This window comes from Streptomyces sp. NPDC002994 (assembly GCF_040611155.1).
Classification (GTDB): Bacteria; Actinomycetota; Actinomycetes; order Streptomycetales; family Streptomycetaceae; genus Streptomyces.
This window is the reverse complement of record NZ_JBEXNQ010000009.1, coordinates 41692-65475: the sequence shown is the minus strand read 5'-3', so window position 1 is coordinate 65475 and position 23784 is coordinate 41692. Positions and strand designations below refer to the sequence as shown.

18 protein-coding genes are annotated in these 23784 nt (G+C 71.4%); 7 read left to right on the top strand and 11 right to left on the bottom strand.

Annotated elements, in window-relative coordinates; translation table 11 throughout:
- Positions 1-5 precede the first annotated feature (5 nt).
- The 3 genes from ABZX79_RS14070 to ABZX79_RS14060 are packed head-to-tail and all read right to left on the bottom strand — an operon-like array spanning position 6 to position 2927.
- On the bottom strand, positions 6-917 hold the full coding sequence (locus ABZX79_RS14070) for an ABC transporter ATP-binding protein (protein WP_355255869.1): 912 nt from the start codon (positions 915-917) through the stop codon (positions 6-8).
- Positions 914-1906: an ABC transporter permease gene (locus tag ABZX79_RS14065; protein ID WP_355255866.1), complete on the bottom strand. Its 993-nt coding sequence runs from the start codon at positions 1904-1906 to the stop codon at positions 914-916. Before ABZX79_RS14065 ends, ABZX79_RS14070 begins: the two co-directional genes overlap by 4 nt.
- The gene (locus ABZX79_RS14060; RefSeq protein ID WP_355255863.1) at positions 1896-2927 is read right to left on the bottom strand and encodes an ABC transporter ATP-binding protein; all 1032 of its coding nucleotides are present in this window, start codon (positions 2925-2927) and stop codon (positions 1896-1898) included. Before ABZX79_RS14060 ends, ABZX79_RS14065 begins: the two co-directional genes overlap by 11 nt.
- 212 nt (positions 2928-3139) lie before the next feature.
- Between ABZX79_RS14060 and ABZX79_RS14055 the strand changes: the two genes are divergently transcribed.
- The 5 genes from ABZX79_RS14055 to ABZX79_RS14035 all read left to right on the top strand — a co-directional run bounded on the left by ABZX79_RS14055 (position 3140) and on the right by ABZX79_RS14035 (position 8319).
- Positions 3140-4009 (top strand): M24 family metallopeptidase, encoded by an 870-nt coding sequence (locus ABZX79_RS14055; RefSeq protein ID WP_355255860.1) that lies wholly within the window; start codon positions 3140-3142, stop codon positions 4007-4009.
- A complete protein-coding gene (locus tag ABZX79_RS14050) occupies positions 4006-5775 on the top strand; it encodes an SDR family oxidoreductase (protein WP_355255857.1) in 1770 nt (589 codons plus the stop codon). Before ABZX79_RS14055 ends, ABZX79_RS14050 begins: the two co-directional genes overlap by 4 nt.
- The gene (locus ABZX79_RS14045; protein WP_355255854.1) at positions 5772-6680 is read left to right on the top strand and encodes a metal-dependent hydrolase; all 909 of its coding nucleotides are present in this window, start codon (positions 5772-5774) and stop codon (positions 6678-6680) included. The genes ABZX79_RS14050 and ABZX79_RS14045 overlap by 4 nt, the downstream gene beginning before the upstream one ends.
- 25 nt (positions 6681-6705) lie before the next feature.
- On the top strand, positions 6706-7653 hold the full coding sequence (locus ABZX79_RS14040; RefSeq protein ID WP_355255851.1) for a MerR family transcriptional regulator: 948 nt from the start codon (positions 6706-6708) through the stop codon (positions 7651-7653).
- Positions 7654-7776: 123 nt separating this feature from the next.
- Positions 7777-8319: an RNA 2'-phosphotransferase gene (locus tag ABZX79_RS14035; RefSeq protein WP_355255848.1), complete on the top strand. Its 543-nt coding sequence runs from the start codon at positions 7777-7779 to the stop codon at positions 8317-8319.
- A 22-nt stretch (positions 8320-8341) separates the two neighbouring features.
- Here ABZX79_RS14035 and ABZX79_RS14030 read toward each other — a convergent pair whose 3' ends face one another.
- The 4 genes from ABZX79_RS14030 to ABZX79_RS14015 form a co-directional block, all read right to left on the bottom strand.
- Positions 8342-9040, bottom strand: a complete 699-nt coding sequence (locus ABZX79_RS14030) for a maleylpyruvate isomerase N-terminal domain-containing protein (RefSeq protein ID WP_355255845.1) — start codon at positions 9038-9040, stop codon at positions 8342-8344.
- Between the two features lie 67 nt (positions 9041-9107).
- Positions 9108-10007 (bottom strand): LLM class flavin-dependent oxidoreductase, encoded by a 900-nt coding sequence (locus ABZX79_RS14025; RefSeq protein ID WP_355255842.1) that lies wholly within the window; start codon positions 10005-10007, stop codon positions 9108-9110.
- Between the two features lie 85 nt (positions 10008-10092).
- The gene (locus tag ABZX79_RS14020; RefSeq protein ID WP_355255839.1) at positions 10093-13056 is read right to left on the bottom strand and encodes a tetratricopeptide repeat protein; all 2964 of its coding nucleotides are present in this window, start codon (positions 13054-13056) and stop codon (positions 10093-10095) included.
- Positions 13053-14981: an HSP90 family protein gene (locus tag ABZX79_RS14015; RefSeq protein WP_355255836.1), complete on the bottom strand. Its 1929-nt coding sequence runs from the start codon at positions 14979-14981 to the stop codon at positions 13053-13055. Before ABZX79_RS14015 ends, ABZX79_RS14020 begins: the two co-directional genes overlap by 4 nt.
- Before the next feature lie 173 nt (positions 14982-15154).
- Here ABZX79_RS14015 and ABZX79_RS14010 point away from each other — a divergent pair, with 173 nt between their 5' ends.
- Entirely contained in the window at positions 15155-15280 is a 126-nt protein-coding gene (locus tag ABZX79_RS14010; RefSeq protein ID WP_355255833.1) for a hypothetical protein, read from the top strand.
- Between the two features lie 71 nt (positions 15281-15351).
- A complete protein-coding gene (locus ABZX79_RS14005; protein WP_355256464.1) occupies positions 15352-16152 on the top strand; it encodes a Cof-type HAD-IIB family hydrolase in 801 nt (266 codons plus the stop codon).
- A gap of 35 nt (positions 16153-16187) precedes the next feature.
- Here the strand turns inward: ABZX79_RS14005 and ABZX79_RS14000 are convergent, their stop codons facing one another.
- From ABZX79_RS14000 to cydB, 4 genes are all read right to left on the bottom strand, one after another.
- A complete protein-coding gene (locus ABZX79_RS14000) occupies positions 16188-17291 on the bottom strand; it encodes a peptidoglycan DD-metalloendopeptidase family protein (RefSeq protein WP_355255830.1) in 1104 nt (367 codons plus the stop codon).
- Positions 17292-17417: 126 nt separating this feature from the next.
- Entirely contained in the window at positions 17418-19049 is a 1632-nt protein-coding gene (locus tag ABZX79_RS13995; RefSeq protein ID WP_355255827.1) for a GAF domain-containing protein, read from the bottom strand.
- A 25-nt stretch (positions 19050-19074) separates the two neighbouring features.
- On the bottom strand, positions 19075-22761 hold the full coding sequence (cydD, locus tag ABZX79_RS13990; RefSeq protein ID WP_355255824.1) for a thiol reductant ABC exporter subunit CydD: 3687 nt from the start codon (positions 22759-22761) through the stop codon (positions 19075-19077).
- Between the two features lie 15 nt (positions 22762-22776).
- Positions 22777-23778 (bottom strand): cytochrome d ubiquinol oxidase subunit II, encoded by a 1002-nt coding sequence (gene cydB, locus ABZX79_RS13985; RefSeq protein ID WP_355255821.1) that lies wholly within the window; start codon positions 23776-23778, stop codon positions 22777-22779.
- Positions 23779-23784 lie beyond the last annotated feature (6 nt).

Here is a 23784-nt window from a genome sequence, read left to right as displayed (position 1 = left end):
TCCTTTCAGGCCGCTACGAGGTAGGAGAAGACCGATTCGAGGGACTCGTCGGAGGGCGAGACCGTCAGCAGCCGGATGCCGTGCGCGCGGGCGACCTGCGGGAGCAGTGCGGTGAACCTGCCGAAGTCGACGGCCTGGATGCGCAGCGCCCCTTCCGCCAGGTCCACTTCGATGCCCGCCGTCGACGGGTCCGCGATCAGCGCGGCGGCGAGCGCGCGGTCGTCGCTGGACCGTACGAGATAGCGGTGCGGCCGGTCGGTCATCAGGCGGCGGATCTTGCGGAAGTCACCGGAAGCGGCGTGCCGGCCGGCCACGATCACCTCGATGTGCGAGGCGAGTTGCTCGACCTCCTCCAGGATGTGGGAGGAGAAGAGGACCGTACGGCCCTCGGCGCCCATCCTCCGCAGCAACTCCATCAGTTGCATGCGCTGGCGCGGGTCCATGCCGTTGAACGGCTCGTCCAGGAGCAGCACCGACGGGTTGTGGACCAGGGCGGAGGCCATCTTCACGCGCTGGCGCATGCCCTTGCTGTACGTCGCGATCTTGCGGTCCTGCGCGTACTCCATCTCGACGGTCGCGAGTGCCTTCTGCGCCGCCTCCGCTGTCAGGCCGTGCAACTCGGCGTTGGCGACGACGAATTCGCGTCCTGTGAGGAAGTCGTACATCGCCTCCCTCTCGGGCACGATTCCGATCTCCTTGTAGACGGACTCGTTGCGCCAGATCGGCTTCCCGTCGAGGGTGACGGTGCCGGTGGAGGGGGCGAGGAAGCCGCCCATCATGTTGATCAGGGTGGACTTTCCTGCGCCGTTGGGGCCGAGGAGTCCGGTCACGCCCGGAGCGACGCGCAGTGTGATGTCGTTGACGGCCACCACGTTGCCGAACCAGCGGGAGGCGTGGTCGATGTCGATAGTGGTCACAGCCCGACCTTTCGGTAGCGGCGCATCAGCACGGCGTACGAGCCGCAGACGAGCGCGAGGACGGCGAGCAGGTAGACCACGCCACTGCCGGCCGAGGGGCCTTCCCCTCCGGGGAAGGCTGAAGTGGCGCCGAGGAAGGCGGTCTGTACGCCGTCGATGAGGGTGACGGGCGAGAAGAGCCCGAGCCACTCGACGGCCGCGGTGGAGCCCTGTTCCCAGGCGATCGCCTGGACGGTGGACACCGCGCCGTACGAGATCGTCAGTACGGCGATGACGGCGGCCACGCCGAAGCCGCGGCGCGGCGTGAGGGCGGCCATCACCAGGCCGAGGCCGGCGAAGAGGACGGACAGCAGTGCCACGGACACCAGCCCCTGTGCGAACGCCTTCGTCTGGTCCGCGAAGTCGAATTCGGCGAGCAGCGCACCGGCGTACAGGATCACCAGGGGGGTCGCCGTGAGGATGAAGAGGGCCGACGCCATCGCCGCGAACTTGGCGAGGACGTAGTCGGCGCGCTCGATGGGGCGTGAGAAGTACAGCGAGACGCTTTTGAAGCGCAGGTCGCGTGATACGGACTGCGGGGCCTGGGAGGCCAGGTAGAGCCCGATGACGGCCTGCATGACGATCGCGTATCGCGTGTACTGAAGCGGCAGGTCGGTCATGGTGGGGACGGAGACGGCGACCGCGACGATGATGGCGGCGACCAGGCACATCACCGAGAAGAGGATCATCGGCAGCACCTTGGACTTGGCGCTGCGGCCCAGTCCGTATGCGCCGCGCAGGGACTGCGAGAAGAGCGAGCGGCGTGCGTACGCCCGGCCCAGGCGGGGTCCGTCGTACGAGCGGTAGCCGATGTTGTGGATACGGGCCGGGTCGGTGCCCGGGGTGCCGTTGCCGGGTGTGCTGTTGCCCGGGGTGCCGTTGCCCGGGGTGCCGTTGCCCGGGGTGCCGTTGCCCGGGGTGCCGTTCGGTGTCGTGAGGTCAGCTGCCATCGCGGCTGTCTCCCTTCTGCGGCATGGCGGCTGCGACGGGCTCACGGGCCTCGACGGCTGCGTCTGTGCCTGCTTGCGGGTGCTCGTTGGTGCGGAAGACCTCCGCGATGTGGTGCCGGCGCTGTTCCATCCGTACGAGCCCGATTCCGAGGTCGGCGACGGCGTCCCGCACCAGGTCGTACGTCTCCTCACCGGTCGCTTCGATGAGCAGGATGTGGCCCGCGCCCGGGAGGCCGTCCTCGGCGCTCGCCTGGAGCGTCAGTCCCGCGGCGGTGAGGGCCTCGCGCAGGGCGCGCGTACCGTCCGGATGGGTGTCGCTGTCCGTCACTTCGACCGCGAGTGTGGCCGTGGTCTGCGTGAAGTCGCTGGTGGAGCTGGAGCGGAGCAGCTTGCCGCCGTCGATGACGACGACGTGGTCGCAGGTGCGCTCGAGCTCGCCGAGGAGGTGCGAGGTGACCAGGACCGAGATGCCGAAGTCGGTGTAGACGCGGCGGATGAGGCCGAGCATCTCGTCGCGGCCGACTGGGTCGAGGCCGTTGGTCGGCTCGTCGAGGAGGACCAGTTTCGGGTCGTGGACCAGGGCCTGGGCCAGTTTCACGCGCTGTTTCATGCCGGTCGAGTAGCCGCCGATGGGGCGGTAGCGCTCCTCGTACAGGCCGACGTGGCGCAGGGTGTCGGCGGTGCGCTCGCGGGCGGCGGTCGGCGGGAGTCCCGACATGCGTGCCATGTGGACGACGAACTCGGTGGCCGAGACGTCGGGTGGCAGCGCGTCGTGCTCGGGCATGTAGCCGACCTGCTCGCGGATGGCGCCGCCGCTGGTGGCGACGTCCAGGCCCAGCACGGCAGCGGTGCCCTCCGTGGCGGGGGACAGACCCAGCAGGATCTTGATCAAGGTGGACTTGCCGGCTCCGTTGGCGCCCACCAGGCCGGTAACACCGGGTCCGATGTCCAAGGAGAGCCGGTCAAGAGCGGTCACCCTCGGGAACCGCTTGCTCAGGCTTTCGGTCGCGATCACAGTCACGTTTTTGAAGGTAGTGGCGCGGACCACATCACGCGTCAGACCAGGCGGCTGGATCGGTGTCCGACTCAAGGCGTACGGGCCCGTAGGGGGCGGTGGTCCAGAGGGAAGTTTCCACAGGTAACACCCGACCCCTTGACGTCGCCGCCGGGCATTGTCACATTCATCAGTGTCAAGTTACGTACGCGTACCGCAACACGGGACGGACAGGTGGCATGGCTTCAGCAGCAGTCTCAGCAGTCTCTGCGTCGCAGAGTGAAAGCGCCGCGCAGCTGCGGGGGTTCCGGGAGGTGCAGCGCCTCGCCTACGCCTGCGCGGAAGCCGTCGCGGCCCAGCTCAAGCCGGGGGTGACGGAGCGCGAGGCGGCGCGGATGCAGCGGGACTGGCTGCGCGAGCGGGGCGTGAAGGACTGGTTCCACTTGCCCTTCGCCTGGTTCGGGGACCGTACGGCCTTCGTGAACTTCCGGGTGCCGTTGCAGTTCTTCCCGACGAACCGGCGGCTGGAGCCGGGGATGCCGTTCATCCTCGACATGGCCCCGGTCTTCAAGGGCTTCACCTCGGACATCGGCTACTCGGGATGCCTCGGCCTCAACCCCGTGCACGACAAACTCCTCGCCGATCTCGAACCGCACCGCGAGCTGATCCTGCGCGAGGTGCGCGAGCGGCGCCCGCTGCGCGAGATCTACGAGGACGTCGAGCGGCTCATGGCCCGTCAGGGCTACGCCAACCGGCATCGCGCGTACCCCTTCGGCGTCATCGCCCACAAGGTCGACCGGGTCAAGGAGCGCCGCTGGTCGCCGCATCTCTTCGGGTTCGGCACGCAGTCACTGAAGGGGCTGGCGAGCGACGCACTGCACGGGCACCGCGACGGCTGGTCGCCGCTGTGGAGTCCGTACAAATTCTCCGACCACCCGCCCCAGCCGGGCCTGTGGGCGGTCGAACCGCACCTCGGATTCCGGGGTACGGGCGCCAAGTTCGAGGAGATTCTGGTGGTGACGGACTCCAAGGATCCGGAGCAGAGCGCGTTCTGGCTCGACGACGATCTGCCGCACGTGCGGCGCTGGGCAGAGGAGAAGTCGGCGTGAGTATCCAGGGAGCCACCGAGCGGTGGGTGCGTACGGGCGGAGTCGAACTGTGCGTCGCCGAGCTGGGCGACGCGGCGCGGCCGACCGTACTGCTGGTGCACGGCTATCCGGACAGCAAGGAGGTGTGGACGGAGGTCGCCGCGCGGCTCGCCGAGCACTTTCATGTGGTGCTGTACGACGTACGGGGCCACGGCAGGTCGACCGCGCCCAAGCCGCTGCGCGGCGGCTTCACGCTGGAGAAGCTGACGGACGACTTCCTCGCCGTCGCCGACGCGGTCAGCCCGGACAAGCCGGTGCACCTGGTCGGGCACGACTGGGGATCCGTGCAGGCCTGGGAGTTCGTCACGGTCAAGCGGACCGAGGGAAGGATCGCCTCCTTCACGTCGATGTCCGGCCCTTCCCTGGACCACTTCGGGCACTGGATCAAGAAGCGGATGGCGCGGCCGACCCCGCGCAGGGCCGTCCAGCTGCTCGGGCAGGGCGCCAAGTCCTGGTACGTGTACATGCTGCATACGCCCGTGCTGCCGGAGCTGGCGTGGCGCGGCCCGCTCGGCAAACAGTGGCCCAAGATCCTCCAGCGGGTCGAGAAGGTGCCGGCCGGTGACTACCCGACGGCGTCCCTGCCCCAGGACGCGGCGCACGGCGCCTGGCTCTACCGCGACAACGTCCGCGCCCGGCTGCGCAGGCCGCGAGCCGACGCGTACGCCCACGCCCCCGTCCAGCTGATCACGCCGACCGGCGACCTCTTCCTGTCGGAGCGGCTGTACGACGACCTGGAGCAGTGGGCACCCCAGCTGGTGCGCCGCTCGCTGCCCGCCAAGCACTGGGTGCCGCGCACCCGCCCCGATCAGCTGGCGGCGTGGATCACCGAATTCGTCACCGGGAACGAGGACACGGCGGCAGGGGTGGCGCCCAGGGACACAGTGGCGAGCGGCCCGTACGCCGACCGGTTCGGCGGCCAGCTCGTCCTGGTGACGGGCGCGGCCAGCGGCATCGGACGCGCCACCGCCTACGCGTTCGCCGAGGCCGGGGCGCGGATCGTGGCCGTCGACCGGGACGCGGAGGGCGCGGCCCGTACGGCGGAGATGGCCCGGCTGATCGGGGCCCCGAAGGCCTGGGCCGAGACGGTCGACGTCAGTGACGAGCAGGCGATGGAGAAGCTCGCCGAAAAGGTCGCCACCGAGTACGGCGTCGTCGACGTCCTGGTGAACAACGCAGGGGTCGGCATTTCCGGCTCCTTCCTGAACACCACCTCCGAGGACTGGAAAAAGGTCCTGGATGTGAACCTGTGGGGCGTCATCCACGGCTGCCGCCTGTTCGGCAAGCAGATGGCCGACCGGGGCCAGGGCGGCCACATCGTCAACACCGCGTCGGCGGCGGCGTACCAGCCGTCAAAGGTGCTGCCCGCCTACAGCACATCGAAGGCGGCGGTGCTGATGCTGAGCGAATGCCTGCGGGCGGAGTTCGCCGGCCAGGGCATCGGGGTCAGCGCGATCTGTCCCGGGCTCGTGAACACCAACATCACCTCGACCGCCCGGTTCGCCGGGGTCACGGTGGCCGAGGAGAAGCGCAGGCAGCAGAAGTCGGCCCGCCTGTACGGGCTGCGCAACTATCCGCCGGAGAAGGTCGCCGACGCGGTCCTGAAGGCCGTCGTACGCAACCAGGCGGTCGTGCCGGTGACGCCCGAGGCGCGCGGCGCCCACTTCCTGTCGCGCTTCGCACCGAAGACGCTGCGCGCGATCGCCCGGATGGAGCCGCCGCTGTGAGCACGGAAGAGCAGTACGCCATCACCCCCCGCCGGGTCTCCTTCGACTGGCGCGAGACGCCGCTGCACTGGATACCGGACGAGCCCACGGCCACGCACGTGATCAATGTGCTGCATCTGCTGCTGCCGGCGGGGGAGCGGTGGTTCGTCAGGGTCTTCAAGGAAGCGCTGCCGCTGGTCCGTGATCCGGAACTGTTGAAGGACGTCAAGGGGTTCATGGGGCAGGAGGCGACGCACAGCGTGCAGCACGCGTATGTGCTGAACCACCTGGCCGAGCAGAACCTGGACACCGGCGCGTACACGAAGCATGTGGACTTCCTCTTCGAGAAGCTCCTCGGCGAGGCGCCTCCCTTGGGGGTGCCGATACCGGCGCAGGAGTGGCTGCGTTTCCGGCTGTCGCTGGTCGCCGCGATCGAGCAGTTCACGGCGGTCCTGGGGAACTGGGTGCTGCACGCCGAGGGCCTGGACCACGCCGACCCGGACGCCGTGATGCTCGACCTGCTGCGCTGGCACGGCGCCGAGGAGGTCGAGCACCGGGCCGTGGCGTTCGACATGTACCAGCACTGCGGGGGCACGGGGCTGCCCCGGTACGTCCGCCGCGTCGAGGGGATGGTGGTGGTCGCCCCGGTGCTGCTGTGGCTGTGGGCGTGGGGAGCGGCGTATCTGATACGCCACGATCCTCAGCTGGCGGGCCGGATGCGGTACTCGCTGCGCGAGCACAACAGGGCGGTCGCCAAGGGCTTGCTGCCGACCTGGCGCGAGCTGGGCGCCGCGATTCCGCGCTACTTCAGGCGGTCGTACCATCCCTCGCAGGAAGGCTCGCTGCGCAAGGCCGTCGAATACCTCGCGACCTCGCCCGCGGCCCGGGCCGCGGCGGGGGCGGTGGGACGGGCGGCGATGTCATAGGTGAGAAGGACAAGGGAGTGAAAGCGTGAGCGGGTCCGGGCAGCCGGCAGCCGAGTACCGGATCGAGGACCTCGCGCACCTCAGTGGTGCCACGGTCCGTACGATCCGCGCCTACCAGGACCGCGGGCTGCTGCCCAAGCCGGAGCGGCGCGGGCGGGCCAATGTGTACGGGGACACGCATCTGGCCCGGCTCCATCAGATCGCCGGCCTCCTCGACCGCGGGTACACGCTGGCCAGCATCAAGGAGCTGCTGGAGGCGTGGGACGCGGGGAAGGGGCTCGGCGGGGTGCTCGGACTCGTCACCGAGGTCGCCGGTCCGTGGACGGACGAGGAGGCGGACCGGATCTCGCGGGCCGAGCTGGACGAGCGGTTCGGCGGAAAGCCCGACGACGCGGCGGTCGACGAGGCGGTGGAGCTCGGGGTCCTGGAGCGCATTGCGGGGCGGGAGGACGAGTTTCTGGTGCCTTCGCCACAAGAGCTCTCCGTGGCAGCCGAGTTGCACGCGGCGGGCGTTCCGCTGCCCGCGATCTCCGGTCACCTGCGGGAACTTCGCGGGCAGGTGGAGCACATCGCCGCGCGTTTCCTGGAGTTCACGACCGAGCACGTCTTCGCCCGTTACCTCGGCCACCGGCCGCCCACGGACGCGGACGCGGCGCAGGCGGCGACGCTGGTGCGGCGGCTGAGGCCGCTCGCCCAGCAGACGGTCGACGCGGAACTCGCCCGCGCCATGCGGCTGTTCGCCACCCGTCACCTCCAGCAGCACCTCGGTGCGGACGGCCCGCCCGTAACCGACTCGGAGCCCGCCACGGTGACGCTCCCCGAGGAAACAATGCGCGCTGTACGACGGCTGGTTGGGCCCGGCAATGCTGCGGCCTTCATCGCTGCGGCGACTGAACGCGAGGTACAGGCCCGGACATTGGACTCCTTCGCCGCAAATCACCGCACAGCGGGAGAAGTTGGCCAAACTCCCTGAAATCACATGTGACTTGTCCACAGAATCCTCAAATCCCTTGTGGAAAAGTCAAGTTGGCTGTGGATCAAACCTGGGCGCCCAAATAAGTGGCGTGACGCTCGTCTCGCCGGGCACTCTGACGCGATGGACGAAAGACGCACCACAAAGGTCTCGAAGTACCTCTCGAAGCACCTGCGGCATCAGCCCGAACGGATCGGGATCACGCTCGACGAGAACGGCTGGGTGGCGATCGACACCCTCCTCCGCGCCGCGGCCGCGCACGGCTTCCCCGTCACCCGCGCGGAACTCGACCACGTCGTCGCCGTCAATGACAAACAACGCTTCGCGATCGACGGCCCCCTGATCCGCGCCAGCCAGGGACACACGGTGGAAGTCGACCTGGGGCTCCCGGAGGCCGAGCCGCCGGCGTACCTCTACCGCGGCACCGTCGCCCGCAGCCTCGAAGCGATCCGGGCCGAGGGCCTGCGCCCCATGGCCCGGCACGACGTCCACCTCTCACCCGACCGCGAAACCGCCACCCGCGTCGGCGCCCGGCGCGGCCGACCCGTCGTCATCAGCGTGGACGCCGGGTCCATGTACCGCGCCGGCCATGCCTTCCGGGTGAGCGCCAACGGCGTATGGCTCACCGCGTCCGTACCGCCGGAGTTCCTGCGCTTCCCGCGCTGAACTCCGTCCCTCCGGTCGGTCCTCAGCCCAGCGTCAGCCAGTGCAGCCCGTGGCGCTCCGCCGCTGCGCGTTCGGTCGCGGACATCGGCAGCCGCCCGGTCGCCTTGCGCAGGAACGTCGTACGGTCCCAGCCGGCCCCCGCCACGGTCACCGGCCTGTCGTACGGGCGCCCGTCGAGCAGCAGCCTCGCCACCACGTCCGCCGCCTCGCCGGTCGGCCACGGCGGGTGACCCAGCCCCGCCGCCACGTCGAAACCGTGCACGCACACCTCGACGACGCGGGTGACGAGGAAGTCGGACAGCAGCATCGGGTCACCGTGCCGGGTACGGACCTGCCGCTCCGGCGGCTCCTTGGCGCAGGCGGCGGCGACGGTGCGCCAGACGGCGTCGAAGTGCTCGGCCAGTGCCCGGCCGTCCTCGTACGAGCCGGCGGACTCCTGAGCCGACCCGATCCGTACGTCGTTGACGCCCGGCGAGAAGCGCTCGTCCGGCGCGTAGTAACCAGCGGCCGTCACCAGCGCACCCGACGGCTCGGGCTCGGGCTCCGCCAGCATCACGCCGACCCGGCCGACGGCGCCCGTCAGGTGGGCGAACACCTCACGCACGGTCCAGGGGTCGCACGGGCTCGGCCGGTCCCACTCCGCTTCCGGGATCCCGCAGACCTTCTCGTACAAGCGCTGCGATTCGGCCCTGAAGGCCGCCAAAACCGTTTCCCCGTTCATACGGAACACCCTAGGCAGCCCGGATGATCTTCGGCATGCAACGCCCGCACTTTCCTGATCACAAACGTCAGGAACCGAGCTGAGCCAGTCCCTCCGTCGCGATCTGCTCGAAGACCTTCTCGTCGGCCGCGAAATCCGAGCCGGGAATGGGTGCGTGGAGCACGATCTCGGTGAAGCCGAGGGCGAAGTGCCTGCCCGCGAAGTCGACGAAGGCATCGAGCGACTCCAGCGGGCCGCTCCGCTCCGGGGTGAAACCGGTGAGCAGGATCTTGTCGAGCTCGCCGGCGTCCCGGCCGATTTCGGCGCAGGCGGTGCCCAGCTTGGTGATCTGGCCGCGGAGGGCCTCCAGCGACTCGGCGGGCGTACCGGACTCGAAGAGCTTCGGGTCGCCCGTGGTCACCCAGGCCTGGCCGTATCGGGCGGCGAGCTTCAGCCCGCGCGGGCCGGTCGCGGCGACGGCGAAGGGGAGCCGGGGCCGCTGAACGCAGCCGGGTATGTTGCGGGCCTCGTCCGCGGAGTAGTGCGTGCCCGCGTGGGTGACGGCGGGCTCGGTGAGCAGCCGGTCCAGGAGCGGCAGGAACTCGCCGAAGCGGTCGGCGCGCTCGCGCGGCGTCCAGGGCTCCTGGCCGAGGGCGGTGGCGTCGAATCCGTTGCCGCCGGCTCCTATGCCGAGCGTGACACGTCCGCCGGACACGTCGTCCAGCGTGATCAGGTCCTTGGCGAGCGTCACGGGGTGCCGGAAGTTCGGCGAGGTGACGAGGGTGCCCAGGCGCATGCGCGTGGTCGCCCCGGCGGCGGCGGTCAGGGTCGGCACGGCGCCGAACCACGGGCCGTCGCGGAAGGTCCGCCAGGACAGGTGGTCGTACGTGTACGCGGCATGGAAGCCGAGCTGCTCGGCCCGCAGCCAGGCGTCACGGCCGCCCTGCGACCAACGGTGGATGGGAAGGATCACGGTACTCAGACGCATCCCCCGACCCTACGCGGGACGCCGCCCGCGCTGGGGCGGGCCCAAGGGCCGGGGCCGGGGGCTGCGCATGGGTCAGCTCAGTTCCTCAGGTCAGGTTCTTGAGGTTGCCTTCCACCGCCCGCAGCAGCCGGCGTGCCTCGTCGCTGTCGCTCTCGCTCAACTCGGCCGCCAGCTCGCGCAAGCGGTGGCGGGCGTTCTCCCACCGCCCGAGGCTGTTGTCGTTCCAAGCACAGCGCAGCGCACATTCCACTCGCTCCTGCAGCGCTTCCGCACCGGAGGCCGTGAAGGCGTCGATCGCCTTCTCCCAGAGGACCGCCGTCTCCCGGCGCACGGCGTCGACGTTCTCGTCCTCGTCGTCGTCCTCGTCCTCGTCCTCGTCGTCGTCGTCGTCATACTTGTAGAGCTGTGCTTCCAGCAGTTCCGCCAGCTGCGCCCACGTACGCGCCCGCTCCACCACGAGTTCCTCGGGGCCGCCCTCCATCGCATCGAGCGCCTGGTCCATCAGGGCCCGCGCCCGTACGACGGCTTCCGCGTCCGGTCCCTCGCCGTCCACCTCCAGCCAGGCGAGCGAGCGCAGCGCCCTGACGTACGGGACGGTCTGACCCGTGGGGCGCCACAGCTCCACCGCTCGCGCGTACGCCCGCTTCGCCTCCTCCGTCAGCCCGCCGCCCGCGAGGCATTCCGCGGCCAGGGACGCCAGCTTCGCCTGTGGCACCTGGTCGCCCCAGCCCTTGGCCACCTCGGCGGCCTGGAGGTACTGCTCGGCCGCTCCGCGCGAATCGCCCAGGCCGCGCAGGTTCTCGGCGAGCGTCTCGCGTGCCCGCACGGCCCGTTCCTCGCCATGCTCCAGCAGATCGGGCAGCGCGGACTCCAGCACCTCCGCGGCCTCCGCCTGCCGCCCGCTCTCGCCGTAGGCCTGGGCCAGGATCAACCGTGCGTACGCTCCCGCGCCCGCCGTGTCGCCCGCGGCGTCGAACCAGTGCGCGGCCTCCAAGGCGTACGTCGCCGCCTCCTCCTCCTTGCCGTCCTGGCGGTAGAGCGCCTCCGCCAGCGCCAGGCGTACGGCGCCCAGCTCAGCGGGGTCGGTCAGCTCCGCGCTGTGGCTAACGGCGGCGCGCGCCGACTCCTCGGCCTGAACGAAGCGGCCGTGCATCATCCGCAGCCGGGCCAGCCGGCTCAGCGGCTCCACGCTGTCCCACACGCGCCCGGTGCTGACGCTGCGGGCGGCGGCGGACGAGAGAAGAGCCTCGACACGTATCCAGTCCGCGTCCTCCCACGCGTCCTCGGCGAGCATGATCTCGACGTCGGCCAGCATGTCGTCCACGCCGTCCACCGCGCCCGTACCGCCGTGCGCCGCGTACCGCTCCAGGAAGCCCGAGAGCGCTTCTTGGTGGTCGTGATCTCCGTGACTGCGCGCCTCCTGGTGGGCCAGGAAGGAGCCGATCTTGATCCGCATCAGCTGCACGCCCGCGATCCGCCGCAGCCGCGCCGGCTTCGCCGGGTCCAGGGCCTCGGCGGAAGCGGCGGCCAGGTCGAGCAGCTGCCGTACCTCCTGCGCCTCGGCGCCCTCCTGGAGCGCGGCAAGGGCGAGGCGCATCTCGCTGAGCACGGCCCCGCCGGGTTCTCCCGCCGCGCGGTACGCCTGCGCCACATCCGCGAAGAGCTTCCGGGCCGGCTCGCGCCGGCGCCCGGCCAGCACCGCACGGTGCGACAGGAGATCCGCGGCAAGCAGCGCGTCCGGCTCATAGCCCCCGTTCGCGACCCCCTCGGCAACGGCTTCCGCGACCCGCTCCCACGCGGCCGTCCTGCCCGGATGTCCCAGTGCCCGCAACCTCCGTGCCTCGACAGCCAGTTCCTGTACGTCGCCGCTCACCGCCGGGGCAGCAGCGGAGACCACGCCCACCGCTGACACACCGGGTCCGGCCAGCACCCGACTGCGTACCCCCAGCGGCAGCGCGTCCAGCAGCGGCTGCCGCTCCAGCCGCTTCGTCCGCGCGTCGGACACGACCGTGCTTCCGTTGCGCTCGTCGAAGAGCTTCGCCCGCGCCACCCCCAACGGGGCCAGCAGCCCGTGGAGTTCGCTTACGGTGCGCTGTTCCCCCTCGTACGCGACGGTGGGCCGGTCCCCGTGGCCAAGAGTGATCAGTCGGCCCAGCAGCACCAGCACGCCCGTGACGAAACCCAGCCGCCCTTCGAGCTTCTCGCTGTTGCCCAGGTGCGGACCGTGCTCGGCCAGCAGCTCCAGGCCGCGCGCCTCGTTGCCGGTGAGCGCGCAGAACTCGATGTGCATGCCGATGGAGGAGAGCAGGCTCTCGTTGCCCTTCGCCATCCGGTAGCCGCGCAGATGGTTTGTGCGCGCCTGGTCGAGGCTGCCCAGTGCGACCAGGGGCAGCAGGGACTTGGCGAGCACCCGGTGCGGCTCCTCCGCGCACGTGAGCCGCCCGGCGAGAACCGGCTCCCAGACCTGGAGCGCCTTCTCGTACTCGTCCTGGGCGGCCCAGTACCGGCCCTGGTCGTTGAGCTCGCACGCGTGGCAGTCGCTCATGCGGGTGCGCTCGGCCGCGGTCCATGCCTCGAAGGCGCGCGCGGCCCGCTCGGTGTCGCCCCTATTCTCCGCGACGTGCAGCTCCACCTTGCGCACCGGGCCCTCGGAGTACCCGGCGATCCGGTAGCGGCGTTCCATCTCTCCGAGCCACTTCTCGATGGAGGTCATCGGCACCTCGGGCAGGCTCAGCATCCCGGAACTGGCCCACTTGAAGAACCAGTGCAGGCTGTGGGTGTCGGCCTTGTCGAAGCCGGACGGGTCGCGGTCCCACTCCTGGAGCAGCCTGGCGAACGGCACCAGCATCTTGCCGCTCTCGGTGCTGTATTCGTACGCGTTGATCAGGCCGAACAGCGCCTGGCGCAGCAGCTCCCGGTCGCCGGTCTGCTCGGCCGCCGCGACGATCTCCTCGCCGCGCGCATTGCGCAGCGGGCCGTTCGGGGCGCTGCGGTTCTCCCAGAGCGCCTGGCGGACGGCGTCGGGGGACGGGGGCACGGGGCTGGTCACTGCTGGTCCTCCGAGGACGCGGCGGGCGGGGTGGTGGCAGTCGGGGTGGTGACCGTCGGGTGGGTGGCCCACTCCAGAAGTCCGAGGAACGCCCGGTTGAGCAGGGAGGTGTCGGTGGGGCGCAGTGGCCGCTGTGCCATCAGCAGGGCCTGCCCGTACAGCGACTCGACGGCGGTCCCGGCCAGTTCGGCGTCGGGGATCGCGGCGATCCGCCGGACGAGCGGGTTGTTGTGGTTGAGGACGAGGCGTGCGCGGGGTCCGGAGCCGCGCAGCGCTCCGAGGATGTCGCTCCACAGCGCGTCGGCGTCGGACTCGGCGGCGGCCCGGTCCCGCTCGTGGCGTGCGTCGCGGTCGTCGAGGTGCAGCGCGGGCACGGTGACCGGCTGGAAGGCGCGCAGCGCCACGTCGCAGCCGAGCGGGTCGAGGCGGGTGCGGGCGGTGGCGAGGAAGCCGGACAGTGCCAGCTCCTGCTGGGGCCCGACCTGGTCGAGGTGCGCGGTGACGGCGCCCGCGTCGAGCTCGGTGACCTTGACGCCGGCCCGGATCCGCGGCAGGAGCGCGATGAGGTCGGCGTCGTACGTGTAACCGCAGTTGACGACGCCCAGGCCGTGCGCGGCGGCGATCGGGGCGACCTGGCGGAACTCCTCGACCGTACGCGTGAAGTGGACCTCGGGGTGGGCGCGTACGAACTCGTCGAGCGTGACGCGGCCGTCGCTGGTCTCGAACGGCAGCCACGGCAGCATCAGTTCCAGCAGCTCGGCGTCGTGCCGGGCGAGGGACTTCACGCCGAGGTGGTGCACGGTGAGGAAGGCGGCGAGCCGGGCGGGGTCGCCCGCGGCCAGCTCGGTCAGCCACTGCCTGATGCGAACGCCCAGGGCCTCGCGTACGGCGGCGAGGGTCTCGTCGTCGTACAGGTTCTCGCGGGACGCGGTCGGCCGGAGCGTGTCCGTGTCGAGGACGACGCGTACGAAGAAGGCCCAGTCGGGCAGCAGGTTGTCCGCCCCGTCGGTGAGCAGCATGCCTTTCAAGTACACGCGGTGGGAGGCGCGGTGGGCGGGGCTGGTGGCGGACGGCAGGACGTACGCGACGCCGCGCACGCCCGCTACGGGGATGTCCAGGTCGATCGAGTCGAGCGGTGTGAAGCCGAAGACCTTGGCGCAGTGGCCGGCCAGGGCGACCCTGCGGGCGGTCGGCGTCGGGTGCGGGCGGTCCCAGACGGCGGGCCGGTCGGTGATCTCGCGGACGGCGCCGTCGGGCCCCGCGAAGGTCACCTCGTACGGAAGCAATGAGCCGAAGTCCCGCGCCAGTTCCTCGACGCGCTGGGGAGCCGCCCATTCCTCGGCGCCGGGCCTGGGCTCCAGATGGACGGTGGTGCCGGGCTCGGGGCGGGCCTCGTGGGGGAGCGTACGCACGGTGTACGAGCCGTCGTCGGTGGCCAGCCACTCGACGGGAGGCTGGTCGGGCGTACGCGCGGAACGCGAGACGACGCGGATCTGCCGGGCCACGACGAAGCAGGCGAGCAGCCCGATGCCGAACTGGCCGAGGAACTCCTGGCGGGCGCTTTCGAGCCCGTCGCGCTTGGAGCTGCGGCCGATGGTGGCGAGGAGGGTGTGCACCTCGTCGGCGGTCAGGCCGATGCCGGTGTCCTCGATGCTCACGGCGGACCCGGTGGCGGTCAGCCGGATACGGACCGGGGCGGCCGGGTCGTGCGTGAGGCGCGCGGTCGCCGCGTCCACCGCGTTCTGCAGGAGCTCGCGGACGTAGACGCGTGGGCTGGAGTAGAGGTGGTGGGAGAGCAGGTCGACAAGACCTCTGAGGTCCACCTGGAAGGTGTTCACGGAGGCGCCGTCATGGGCCGTGCCGTTGGCATCGCCATGGGCATTGGCGGCGGCGTTGGCGTCGGAATGGGCAGCAGGCAGGTTCATTGGGTCACCTCGCGCGCAGCGCGGGGTCGGGCGATCGCGGGGTCCCCCCCTCACGAATCGCGATGGATGCCCGGCCCGCACTGAGTGGCACGCACACGCACGCACGGAACACGAGGTGTACACGCAAGCACAGGGCTCGGAGTTGATGGCAATCGTAGAGGCGGGCACTGACAATGCCCAAGGAGATTGATCCCGACCGGTGGCAGGCAGCAGGCCGCTTCCGGCAGGCCTTCCGGCAGGTCTCAGATGTGCGCCACTTCGCACGCCCGTGCATCCCGTACGGGAAGATGGATCTGTGACCTCAGCTACCGACCCTCAGCAGGCCCAGCCGGCCCGGCCGGCCCCGGCCGCCACCACCACCCCGCGGCTCATCGCGACCGACCTCGACGGCACGCTGCTGCGTGACGACAAGTCCGTGTCGGACCGTACGATCGCCGCGCTCGCCGCAGCCGAACGGGCCGGCATCGAGGTCTTCTTCGTCACCGGCCGCCCGGCCCGCTGGATGGACGTCGTCAGCGACCACGTCCACGGCCACGGCCTGGCCATCTGCGCGAACGGCGCCGCCGTCGTCGACCTGCACGCGGGCGGAAAGCTGATCCAGGTCCGCCCGCTGGCCCGCGAGGACGCCCTCGCCGTCGTGCTCGCGCTGCGCGCCGCCGCCCCCGGCACGTCCTTCGCGGTCGAGCTCTCCACCGGCATCCACTACGAGCCGCACTACCCGCCCTTCCACCTCGACCCGGGCGCGACCGTGGCCACCGCCGAGAAGCTTCTCCAGGAGCCCACCCCCGGCTCGGGCGCCCCGGTCGTCAAGCTGCTCGCCCACCACGCCGAGCTGTCCCCCGACGACTTCCTCACGCTGGCCCGCGCGACGACGGACGACCGCGCGTCGGTCACCCGGTCCAGCCCGACGGCCCTGCTGGAGATCAGCGGTTACGGCGTCTCCAAGGCCAGCACCCTGGCGCAGTGCTGCGCCGAGCGCGGCATCTCGCCCGCCGAGGTCGTGGCCTTCGGGGACATGCCGAACGACGTCGAGATGCTGGCCTGGGCGGGCACGTCGTACGCGATGGGCAACGCGCACCCGGACGTGGTGGCCGCGGCGTCCGGCCGTACGGTCGCGAACAACGACGACGGCGTCGCGGTGGTCATCGAGCGGATCCTGGCCGCCCTGTAGCCGCCGCGCAGGTGGGGGCGGCCGCCGCGGCGCCCTCAGAAACCCGCCCCGCGCTCCCGCATCCAAGGCGCCGGATCGATCCCCGATCCCAGGTGGGGAGTGAGCCGTACCTCGAAGTGCAGGTGCGGTCCCGAGGAGTTCCCGGTGGTGCCGGCCTGCCCGATCCACTGGCCGGTACGCACCAGCTCACCCTGGTCGACCATGACGCCTGCCAGGTGCGCGTACTGCGAGTAGTAGCCGTCCGGGTGCCCGATCACCACCTCGATCCCGAAACCACCGCCGCAGGAGACCGAGACGACGCGGCCCTCACCGATGGCCCGTACCGGTGTGCCGATGTCCACGGCGAAGTCCTGCCCGGTGTGCCGGTTCTTCCAGCGGGCACCCTCACCGCCGAATCCCGCGGACAGCTCGTATTCCTCGACGGGCGTCACCCACGCGCGCTTGGTGGACGACCGTCCCTGCTCCTTCAGGCGTACGGCGCCGGCGCAGCGCCCCGCCGCGACGCTGCGCTCCGCCTCGCCCTGGAGTTTCCACCGGGCGTTGTCGAGCTTCGCCGTGATGGTCCGCTTGATCGACGCGAGCCGCTGGGTACGGGCGTCGAGGTCGTGCCAGGCGGCTTTCGCCAGCTGCTCGTCCTTCACCAGCCTGCGCTCGGCCCGCTCGGACCGGTCCAGCATCCGGGACACGGCGAGTTCGGCCTGCCAGGCGAGCCGGTGACCGTCCATCAGTTCCTCCGGGTCGTCGGCGAGCAGCAGCTTGGCGGTGTACGCGATTCCACCGCCGCCGGCGCGGTACTGGGCGCGGGCGACCCGGCCCACGTCCCCACGCAGCCGCTGGATCTCGCGCCGCTCCTCCGCGAGCAGCCGCTCCAGGCGCATGGCCTTCGCCTGCTGCTCGCGCGCCGCCCGCCTGCCCTGCTCGTACGTCTTGGCGGCCCGGGCGGCCTGTTCGTACAGCCGCGCCACCTCGGCGGCGATGGCGGGCCCGTCGGAGGAGGCGCCCCCGGCACGTACAGCCGGCGCGGGCGCACCCGAAGCGGCGGGGGCAGCGGCAAAGGCAGCAGCGGCGGCCGGCGCGGGAAGGCACAGAAGCACGCACAGCACCGGCACGAGCAGCCGTTGGCAGGGTCCGAGGTGCATCCACGGATCGTGTCCCGCTCACCCCCCGATCTCGTGCACCGAGGTCACGTCACCGGGGTGTCGTCCCGCCATCCGGCCTACCCAGGCACCTGCGGAGGGTCCTGCGGCGGCCCCCGCACAAGAGCCCTATAGCGGCACCTCCCACACCACCGTCGTCCCCCCGCCGCCCTCCCCGAGCCCCGGCCCGCACCGACTCGTACCGCCCAGCGACTCGGCCCGCCGCCTGAGGTTGCGCAGTCCGCTGCGCCGGCCGCCCTCCGGGATGCCGACCCCGTCGTCCGCGACCGACAGACGCACCCCGCGCCTCCCGTCCGCCATTTCGGCGGTGGCGTCGACGACGACTTCGATACGGGAGGCCCGCGCGTGCCGGAAGGCGTTGGACAGCGCCTCCCGCAGCGCCGCGATGAGGTTCTTGCCGGTCAGCTCGCCGGCCAGCGAGTCGACCGGGCCGACGAAATGGTGCCCGGGCTTGAAGCCCAGCGGCACGGACGCCATGTTGATCTCCCGCAGTACGCGCGTACGCAGCCCCGAAGGCGCCTCGGCCGGGCCCTGCTGGAGCGCGAAGATGGCCGTACGGATCTCCTGGATCGTCACATCCAGTTCGTCGACCGCCCTGCCCACCCCGTCGCGCACCTCGGGGACGACGGACCTGCGCTGCGCGCTCTCCAGCATCAGCCCGGTGGCGAACAGCCGCTGGATGACCAAGTCGTGCAGATCGCGGGCGATGCGGTCGCGGTCCTCGTACACAGCGAGCCGTTCCCGGTCCCGCTGTGCCTGCGCCATCATCAGCGCCAGCGCGGCCTGCGAGGCGAACTGCGTGGCCAGGGTCCGCTCGGCTTCCGTGAACAGCCTGCCGCCCCGCGCCCGGGGTGTGGCGAGCGCGCCCAGCACCCGGCCGCCGCTGCGCAGCGGCAGCAGCATGCTCGGCCCGTACCGCCGCGCCGCCCTGTTCATCATGCGCGGCTCGCTCGCCAAGTCGCCGATGAACACCGCCTCACCCGCGAGGAGCCGGGCGGCGACCGGGTTCTGGGGCGGGATGACCACACCGAGCGACTCGGACGGGTCGTCGGCCGAGACCGCCACGATCTCCAGGCCGCCGTCCCGCGCCGGCAGCAGCACCATTGCGGCTGCCGAGTCGGCGAGGCGACGGGCCTGTTCCGCTACGACGCTCAGCGCGTCGTCGGCGTCGCCGCCCGACAGCAGCGCGGTGGTGACGGCGACGGACCCGTCGATCCAGCGTTCGCGCTGCCGCGCCGCCTCGTACAGCCGGGCATTGCCGATGGCGATCCCGGCCTCCGTGGCGAGCACCCGGACCATGTGCAGGTCGTAGTCGCTGAAGTCGGCCCCGCCGTGCTTCTCGGCGAGGTAGAGATTGCCGAAGACCTCGCCCCGTACGCGGATGGGGACGCCCAGGAAAGTCCCCATCGCCGGGTGGTGCGCGGGGAGACCGTCGGGCAGCCGCCCGATCCACGCGGCCTGCTCCTCGGTCATCCCGTACGTCACGAAGTCGCGGAGGCCGCCACGCTCCTCGTCGACGACGCCGATCGCCGCGTACCGGGCGTCGGCGAGCTCTGCGGCGGTCTCGCAGATCCGGTCGAGCGTGGAGTGCAGATCAAGCCCCGTGCCGACGGATCGCATGGCTTCCAGCAGCTGGGGCACGCGCGCGGTGAGCTCGGGGGAAAGGCCCTGCAGACTGCGGGCCGCCCGAGCGGCGGCTTCAAGGTGGTCGTTCGGGTCCGGCACGTCCTGCACTGACATGCCCTTGAGCCTAATAAGTCCTATTTCAACGGGAAAGTCGGACCCCGGCCTCCAGCTCACGCTCCAGCATCCGCCGCAGCGGCCCCCCGGCATCCACCAGGTCCGCGTACGCACCGCGCTGTACGACGCGCCCCTCATCCAGGACGATCACCTCGTCCACGGCCTCCAGGCCCTGGAGCCGGTGCGTGATGATCAGCGTCGTACGCCCCTGGGTAGCCCTGAGCAGGTCGGCCGTCAGCGCGTCCGCCGTCGCGAGGTCGAGGTGCTCGGCGGGCTCGTCGAGCACGAGCACGGGGAAGTCGGCGAGGAGGGCGCGGGCCAGCGCGAGGCGCTGGCGCTGGCCGCCGGAGAGGCGGGCGCCGTGTTCGCCGACCATCGTGTCGAGCCCGTCGGGCAACGCGTCGACCCAGGTCAGCAGCCGAGCGGCGGCCAGGGCGTCCCGCAGCTCCTCCTCGCTCGCGTCGGTCCTGGCCAGCCGTAGGTTCTCCCGTACCGAACTGTCGAAGATGTGCGCGTCCTGCGCGCACAGGCCGACGAGCCGTCGTACGTCGTCGCCGTCGAGCTCGGCGGCGTCCGTTCCGCCGAGCGTGTACGTCCCCTCCCGCGCGTCCAGGAAGCGCAGCAGCACCTGGGCGAGCGTCGTCTTCCCGGCGCCGGACTGGCCGACCACGGCGATGCGCCGGCCCGCTTCCAGCGTCAGGTCGAAGCCCGCCAGCGCGTCCCGCTCCTGCCCGGCGTACCGGGCGCTCAGCCCGCGTACCTCCAGGGGGAACGGCGACGCGGGCGCGGCGGCAGGCGTCAGCGGCTCACGCACCGGCACCGGCGCGTCCAGCACCTCGTACACGCGCTCCGCACTGCGCTTGACGCGCTGGCGGTACTGCACGGCGAGCGGAAGTCCGGTGACGGCCTCGAAGGCGGCCAGCGGCGTCAGCACGACCACGGCCAGCGTCACACCCGACAGCCGCCCGTCGTGCACGGCCTGCACCCCGGCGAGCGCGGCGAACACGACGGTCAGCCCGCAGGCCAGCGAGGAGAGACCGCCACCGAGGGCGGTCGCGGTGGCACCGCGCGAGGCGATCCGGGTGAGCACCCCGTCCGCTTCCCTGACGCTGTCCGTACGTCGCTTCAGCGCACCGGCGACGGTCAGCTCGGCCGTACCGCCGAGCAGATCGGCGACCCGGGTGGCGAGCACGCCGCGCGCGGGCGCCAGCTGCCGTTCCGCCCGCCGGGCACAGGCCCCGCTCAGCCACGGCACGCCGACCCCGGCGACGAGCAGCCCGGCGGCCAGCACGGCCCCGGCCTCGGGCAGCAGCCACGCGGTGAACCCCACAGAGCCCGCACCGACAAGCACGGCGGTCCCGACGGGCAGCGACCAACGCAGCCAGTAGTCCTGCAGCGCGTCCACATCCGCAACAAGCCGGGACAGCAGATCCCCGCGCCTGGCGTCGCGCAGCCCGGCGGGCGCGATGCGCTCCAGCCGGCGGTACACGGCGACGCGCATCTCGGCGAGCATCCGCAGTACGGCGTCGTGCGACACGAGCCGCTCGGCGTACCGGAAGACGGCCCGCCCGATGCCGAAGGCCCGGGTAGCAGTGACGGCGACCATCAGATAAAGCACTGGAGGCTGCTCGGAGGCACGCGAGATGAGCCACCCGGACACGGCCATGAGCCCCACGGCCGAGCCGAGCGCGAGACTCCCCAGCCCCCACGCGAGCCCCAACCGCCCCCGCAACTCCCCAGCAGCCTCCCGAACCCGCCCCAACACCGACCGGGCCCGGGACGAGCGCAAGCCGGCCACCCGCCCACCAGCGGCCACGTCTGCCCCCGCGCCACAAGTCGCGGTGCCAGGAGGGGACGTGTCGGGGCGCTCCCCGCAGGGCGTTGAACGCAACCGCCCCAAAGCAACCGACGTAGCCGAACGTTCGACGCCCGAGGAGACGCCCCGACGCGGCACCGACCCCAGAGCCCCCGCTGCCACCCGGGGCGCCGGGGGCTCCCCCGGGCTCCCGGGGCACGCATCCGCCGCCCCACCACGCGCACCCGCACCCGCACCCGGGCCCCGCCCCGCCGGAGCACCCAGCTCCACCACCCGGTCCGCCACCGCCAGCAGCGCGGGCCGGTGCACCACCAGCACCACGGTCCGCCCCGCCGCCAGCCTCCGTACCGCGTCGACGATCCCCTCTTCCGTCTCCCCGTCCAGATTCGCCGTCGGCTCGTCCAGCAGCAGCAGCGGCCGGTCCGCGAGGAACGCCCGCGCCAGGGCGAGCCGTTGCCGCTGCCCGGCCGAGAGCCCCGCGCCGTCCTCCCCGAGCCGCGTCCCGGCGCCCTGGGGGAGTGCGGCCACGAAGTCGTACGCCCCCGCGTCCCGCAACGCCGCGGCCACCGCCGCGTCGTCCGCATCCGGGCGCGCCAGCCGTACGTTCTCCCCGACCGTTCCCGCGAACAGGTACGGCCGCTGCGGCACCCACGCGATCCGCTCCCGCCACCGCTCCATCGACACGGTCGCCAGGTCCACCGCCTGCGGCCCGTCGCCGACGACCACCCGCCCCTCGTCCACCGGGGCGAACCCGAGCAGCACGTTCAGCAGCGTGCTCTTGCCGACCCCGCTCGGCCCGACGACCGCGACCGTCTCGCCTTCGCCCACAACCAGCGACGCCGAGTCCAGCGACGCTTCGGTCCGCCCCGCGTGCCGGACCGTCACACCCTCGACCCGCAGCGGCCCCGAAGGCGCATCCGCGCCACCCGCAGGCCCCCGCGGCTCCGTCTCCAGTACGTCGAAGATCTCCTCCGCGGCGGCCAGCCCCTCCGCCGCCGCGTGATACTGCGCCCCGACCTGCCGAAGCGGCAGATACGCCTCGGGCGCCAGCACCAGAATCACCAGACCCGTGTACAGATCCAGGTCCCCGTGCACGAGCCGCATACCAATGCCCACCGCGACCAGCGCCACCGACAGCGTCGCCAGCAGCTCCAGCGCGAACGACGACAGAAAGGCGATGCGCAGCGTGCGCATGGTGGCCTGCCGGTACTCGGCCGTGATCGTCCGGATCGACTCGGCCTGCGCCTTCGCCCGCCCGAAGACCTTGAGCGTAGGCAGCCCGGCGACGACATCCAGGAAGTGCCCGGACAGCCGCGAGAGCAGCCGCCACTGCCGGTCCATCCGCGCCTGGGTGGCCCACCCGATCAAAACCATGAAGAGCGGAATGAGCGGCAGCGTCCCCACGATCACCGCCGCCGAGACCCAGTCCTCGGTGACGATCCGCGCGAGCACCGCGACCGGCACCACGACCGCGAGCCCGAGCTGCGGCAGGTACCGCGCGAAGTAGTCGTCCAGTGCGTCGACGCCCCGCGTCGCGAGCGCCACCAGCGAACCGACCCGCTGCCCCGTCAGCCACCCGGGCCCGAGCTCAACGGCCCGCGCCAGCAGCCGCCCCCGCAGCTCCGACTTGACCGCCGCACTCGCCCGGTGCGCGGCGAGTTCGGTCAGCCAGGCCACCACTCCCCGCCCCACCGCGACCGCCGCCAGCAGCATCAGCGGCGTACGCAGCTCGGAGCCGTCCAGCCCGCGCTGGAACGCCCCCACCACGACCTCGGCGACGATCATCGCCTGGGCGACGACCAGGCCTGCCCCGGCCAGCCCGAGGAGCACCACGGCCCCCAGGAAGAGGCGGGTGGCGCGGGCGTAACGGAGCAGACGCGGGTCGATCGGTTTCACGTGAAACATTCCCTACTAGTGCGCATCGGCGATGTGCTGCGTGCCGATCCGCTTGCGGAACACCCAGTACGTCCAGCCCTGGTACAGCAGCACCACCGGCATGGCGATCCCCGCGCACCAGGTCATGATCTTCAAGGTGTACGGCGTGGAAGAAGCGTTGGTGACCGTAAGGCTCCACGCGTCATCCAGCGACGAGGGCATCACGTTCGGGAACAGCGTGAGGAAGAGCATCGCGACCGCGGCCACGATGGTCACCCCCGACAGCGCGAACGCCCATCCTTCGCGCCCTGCCGCCGTGAACCCGAGCGCCGCGACCAGTGCCAGCGCCGCCACGCCCATCGCGACCAGGCTCGCCGAGTCGCCGTTCTCCAGCTGCGTCCAGCCCAGGAAGGCAACGGCCAGCACCCCACCGACGACCCCCAGCTTGAGCGCCAGCTTCCGCGCCCGCTCCCGGATGTCGCCGACCGTCTTCAGCCCGGCGAAGACCGCACCGTGGAAGGTGAAGAGGGTGAGGGTGACGAGGCCGCCCAGCAGCGCGTACGGGTTGAGCAGGTCGCCCAGGGTGCCGACGTACTCCATCTCCGAGTCGATCTTCACGCCGCGCACGATGTTGCCGAAGGCGACGCCCCACAGGAACGCGGGCAGCAGCGAGGTCCAGAAGATCGCGTGCTCCCAGTTGGTCTGCCAGCGCTCCTCACTGCGCTTGACCCGGTACTCGAAGGCCACGCCGCGCACGATCAGGCACACCAGGATCAGCAGCAGCGGCAGGTAGAACCCGGAGAAGAGGGTGGCGTACCAGTCGGGGAAGGCGGCGAAGGTCGCACCGCCGGCGCTCAGCAGCCACACCTCGTTGCCGTCCCAGACGGGTCCGATGGTGTTGATGAGGACCCGCTTCTCCTTGCGGTCACGAGCCAGCAGCTTCGTCAGTACGCCGATCCCGAAGTCAAAGCCCTCCAGGAAGAAGTAGCCGATCCACAGAACGGCGATGAGTACGAACCAGACGTTGTGGAGTTCCATACCTCA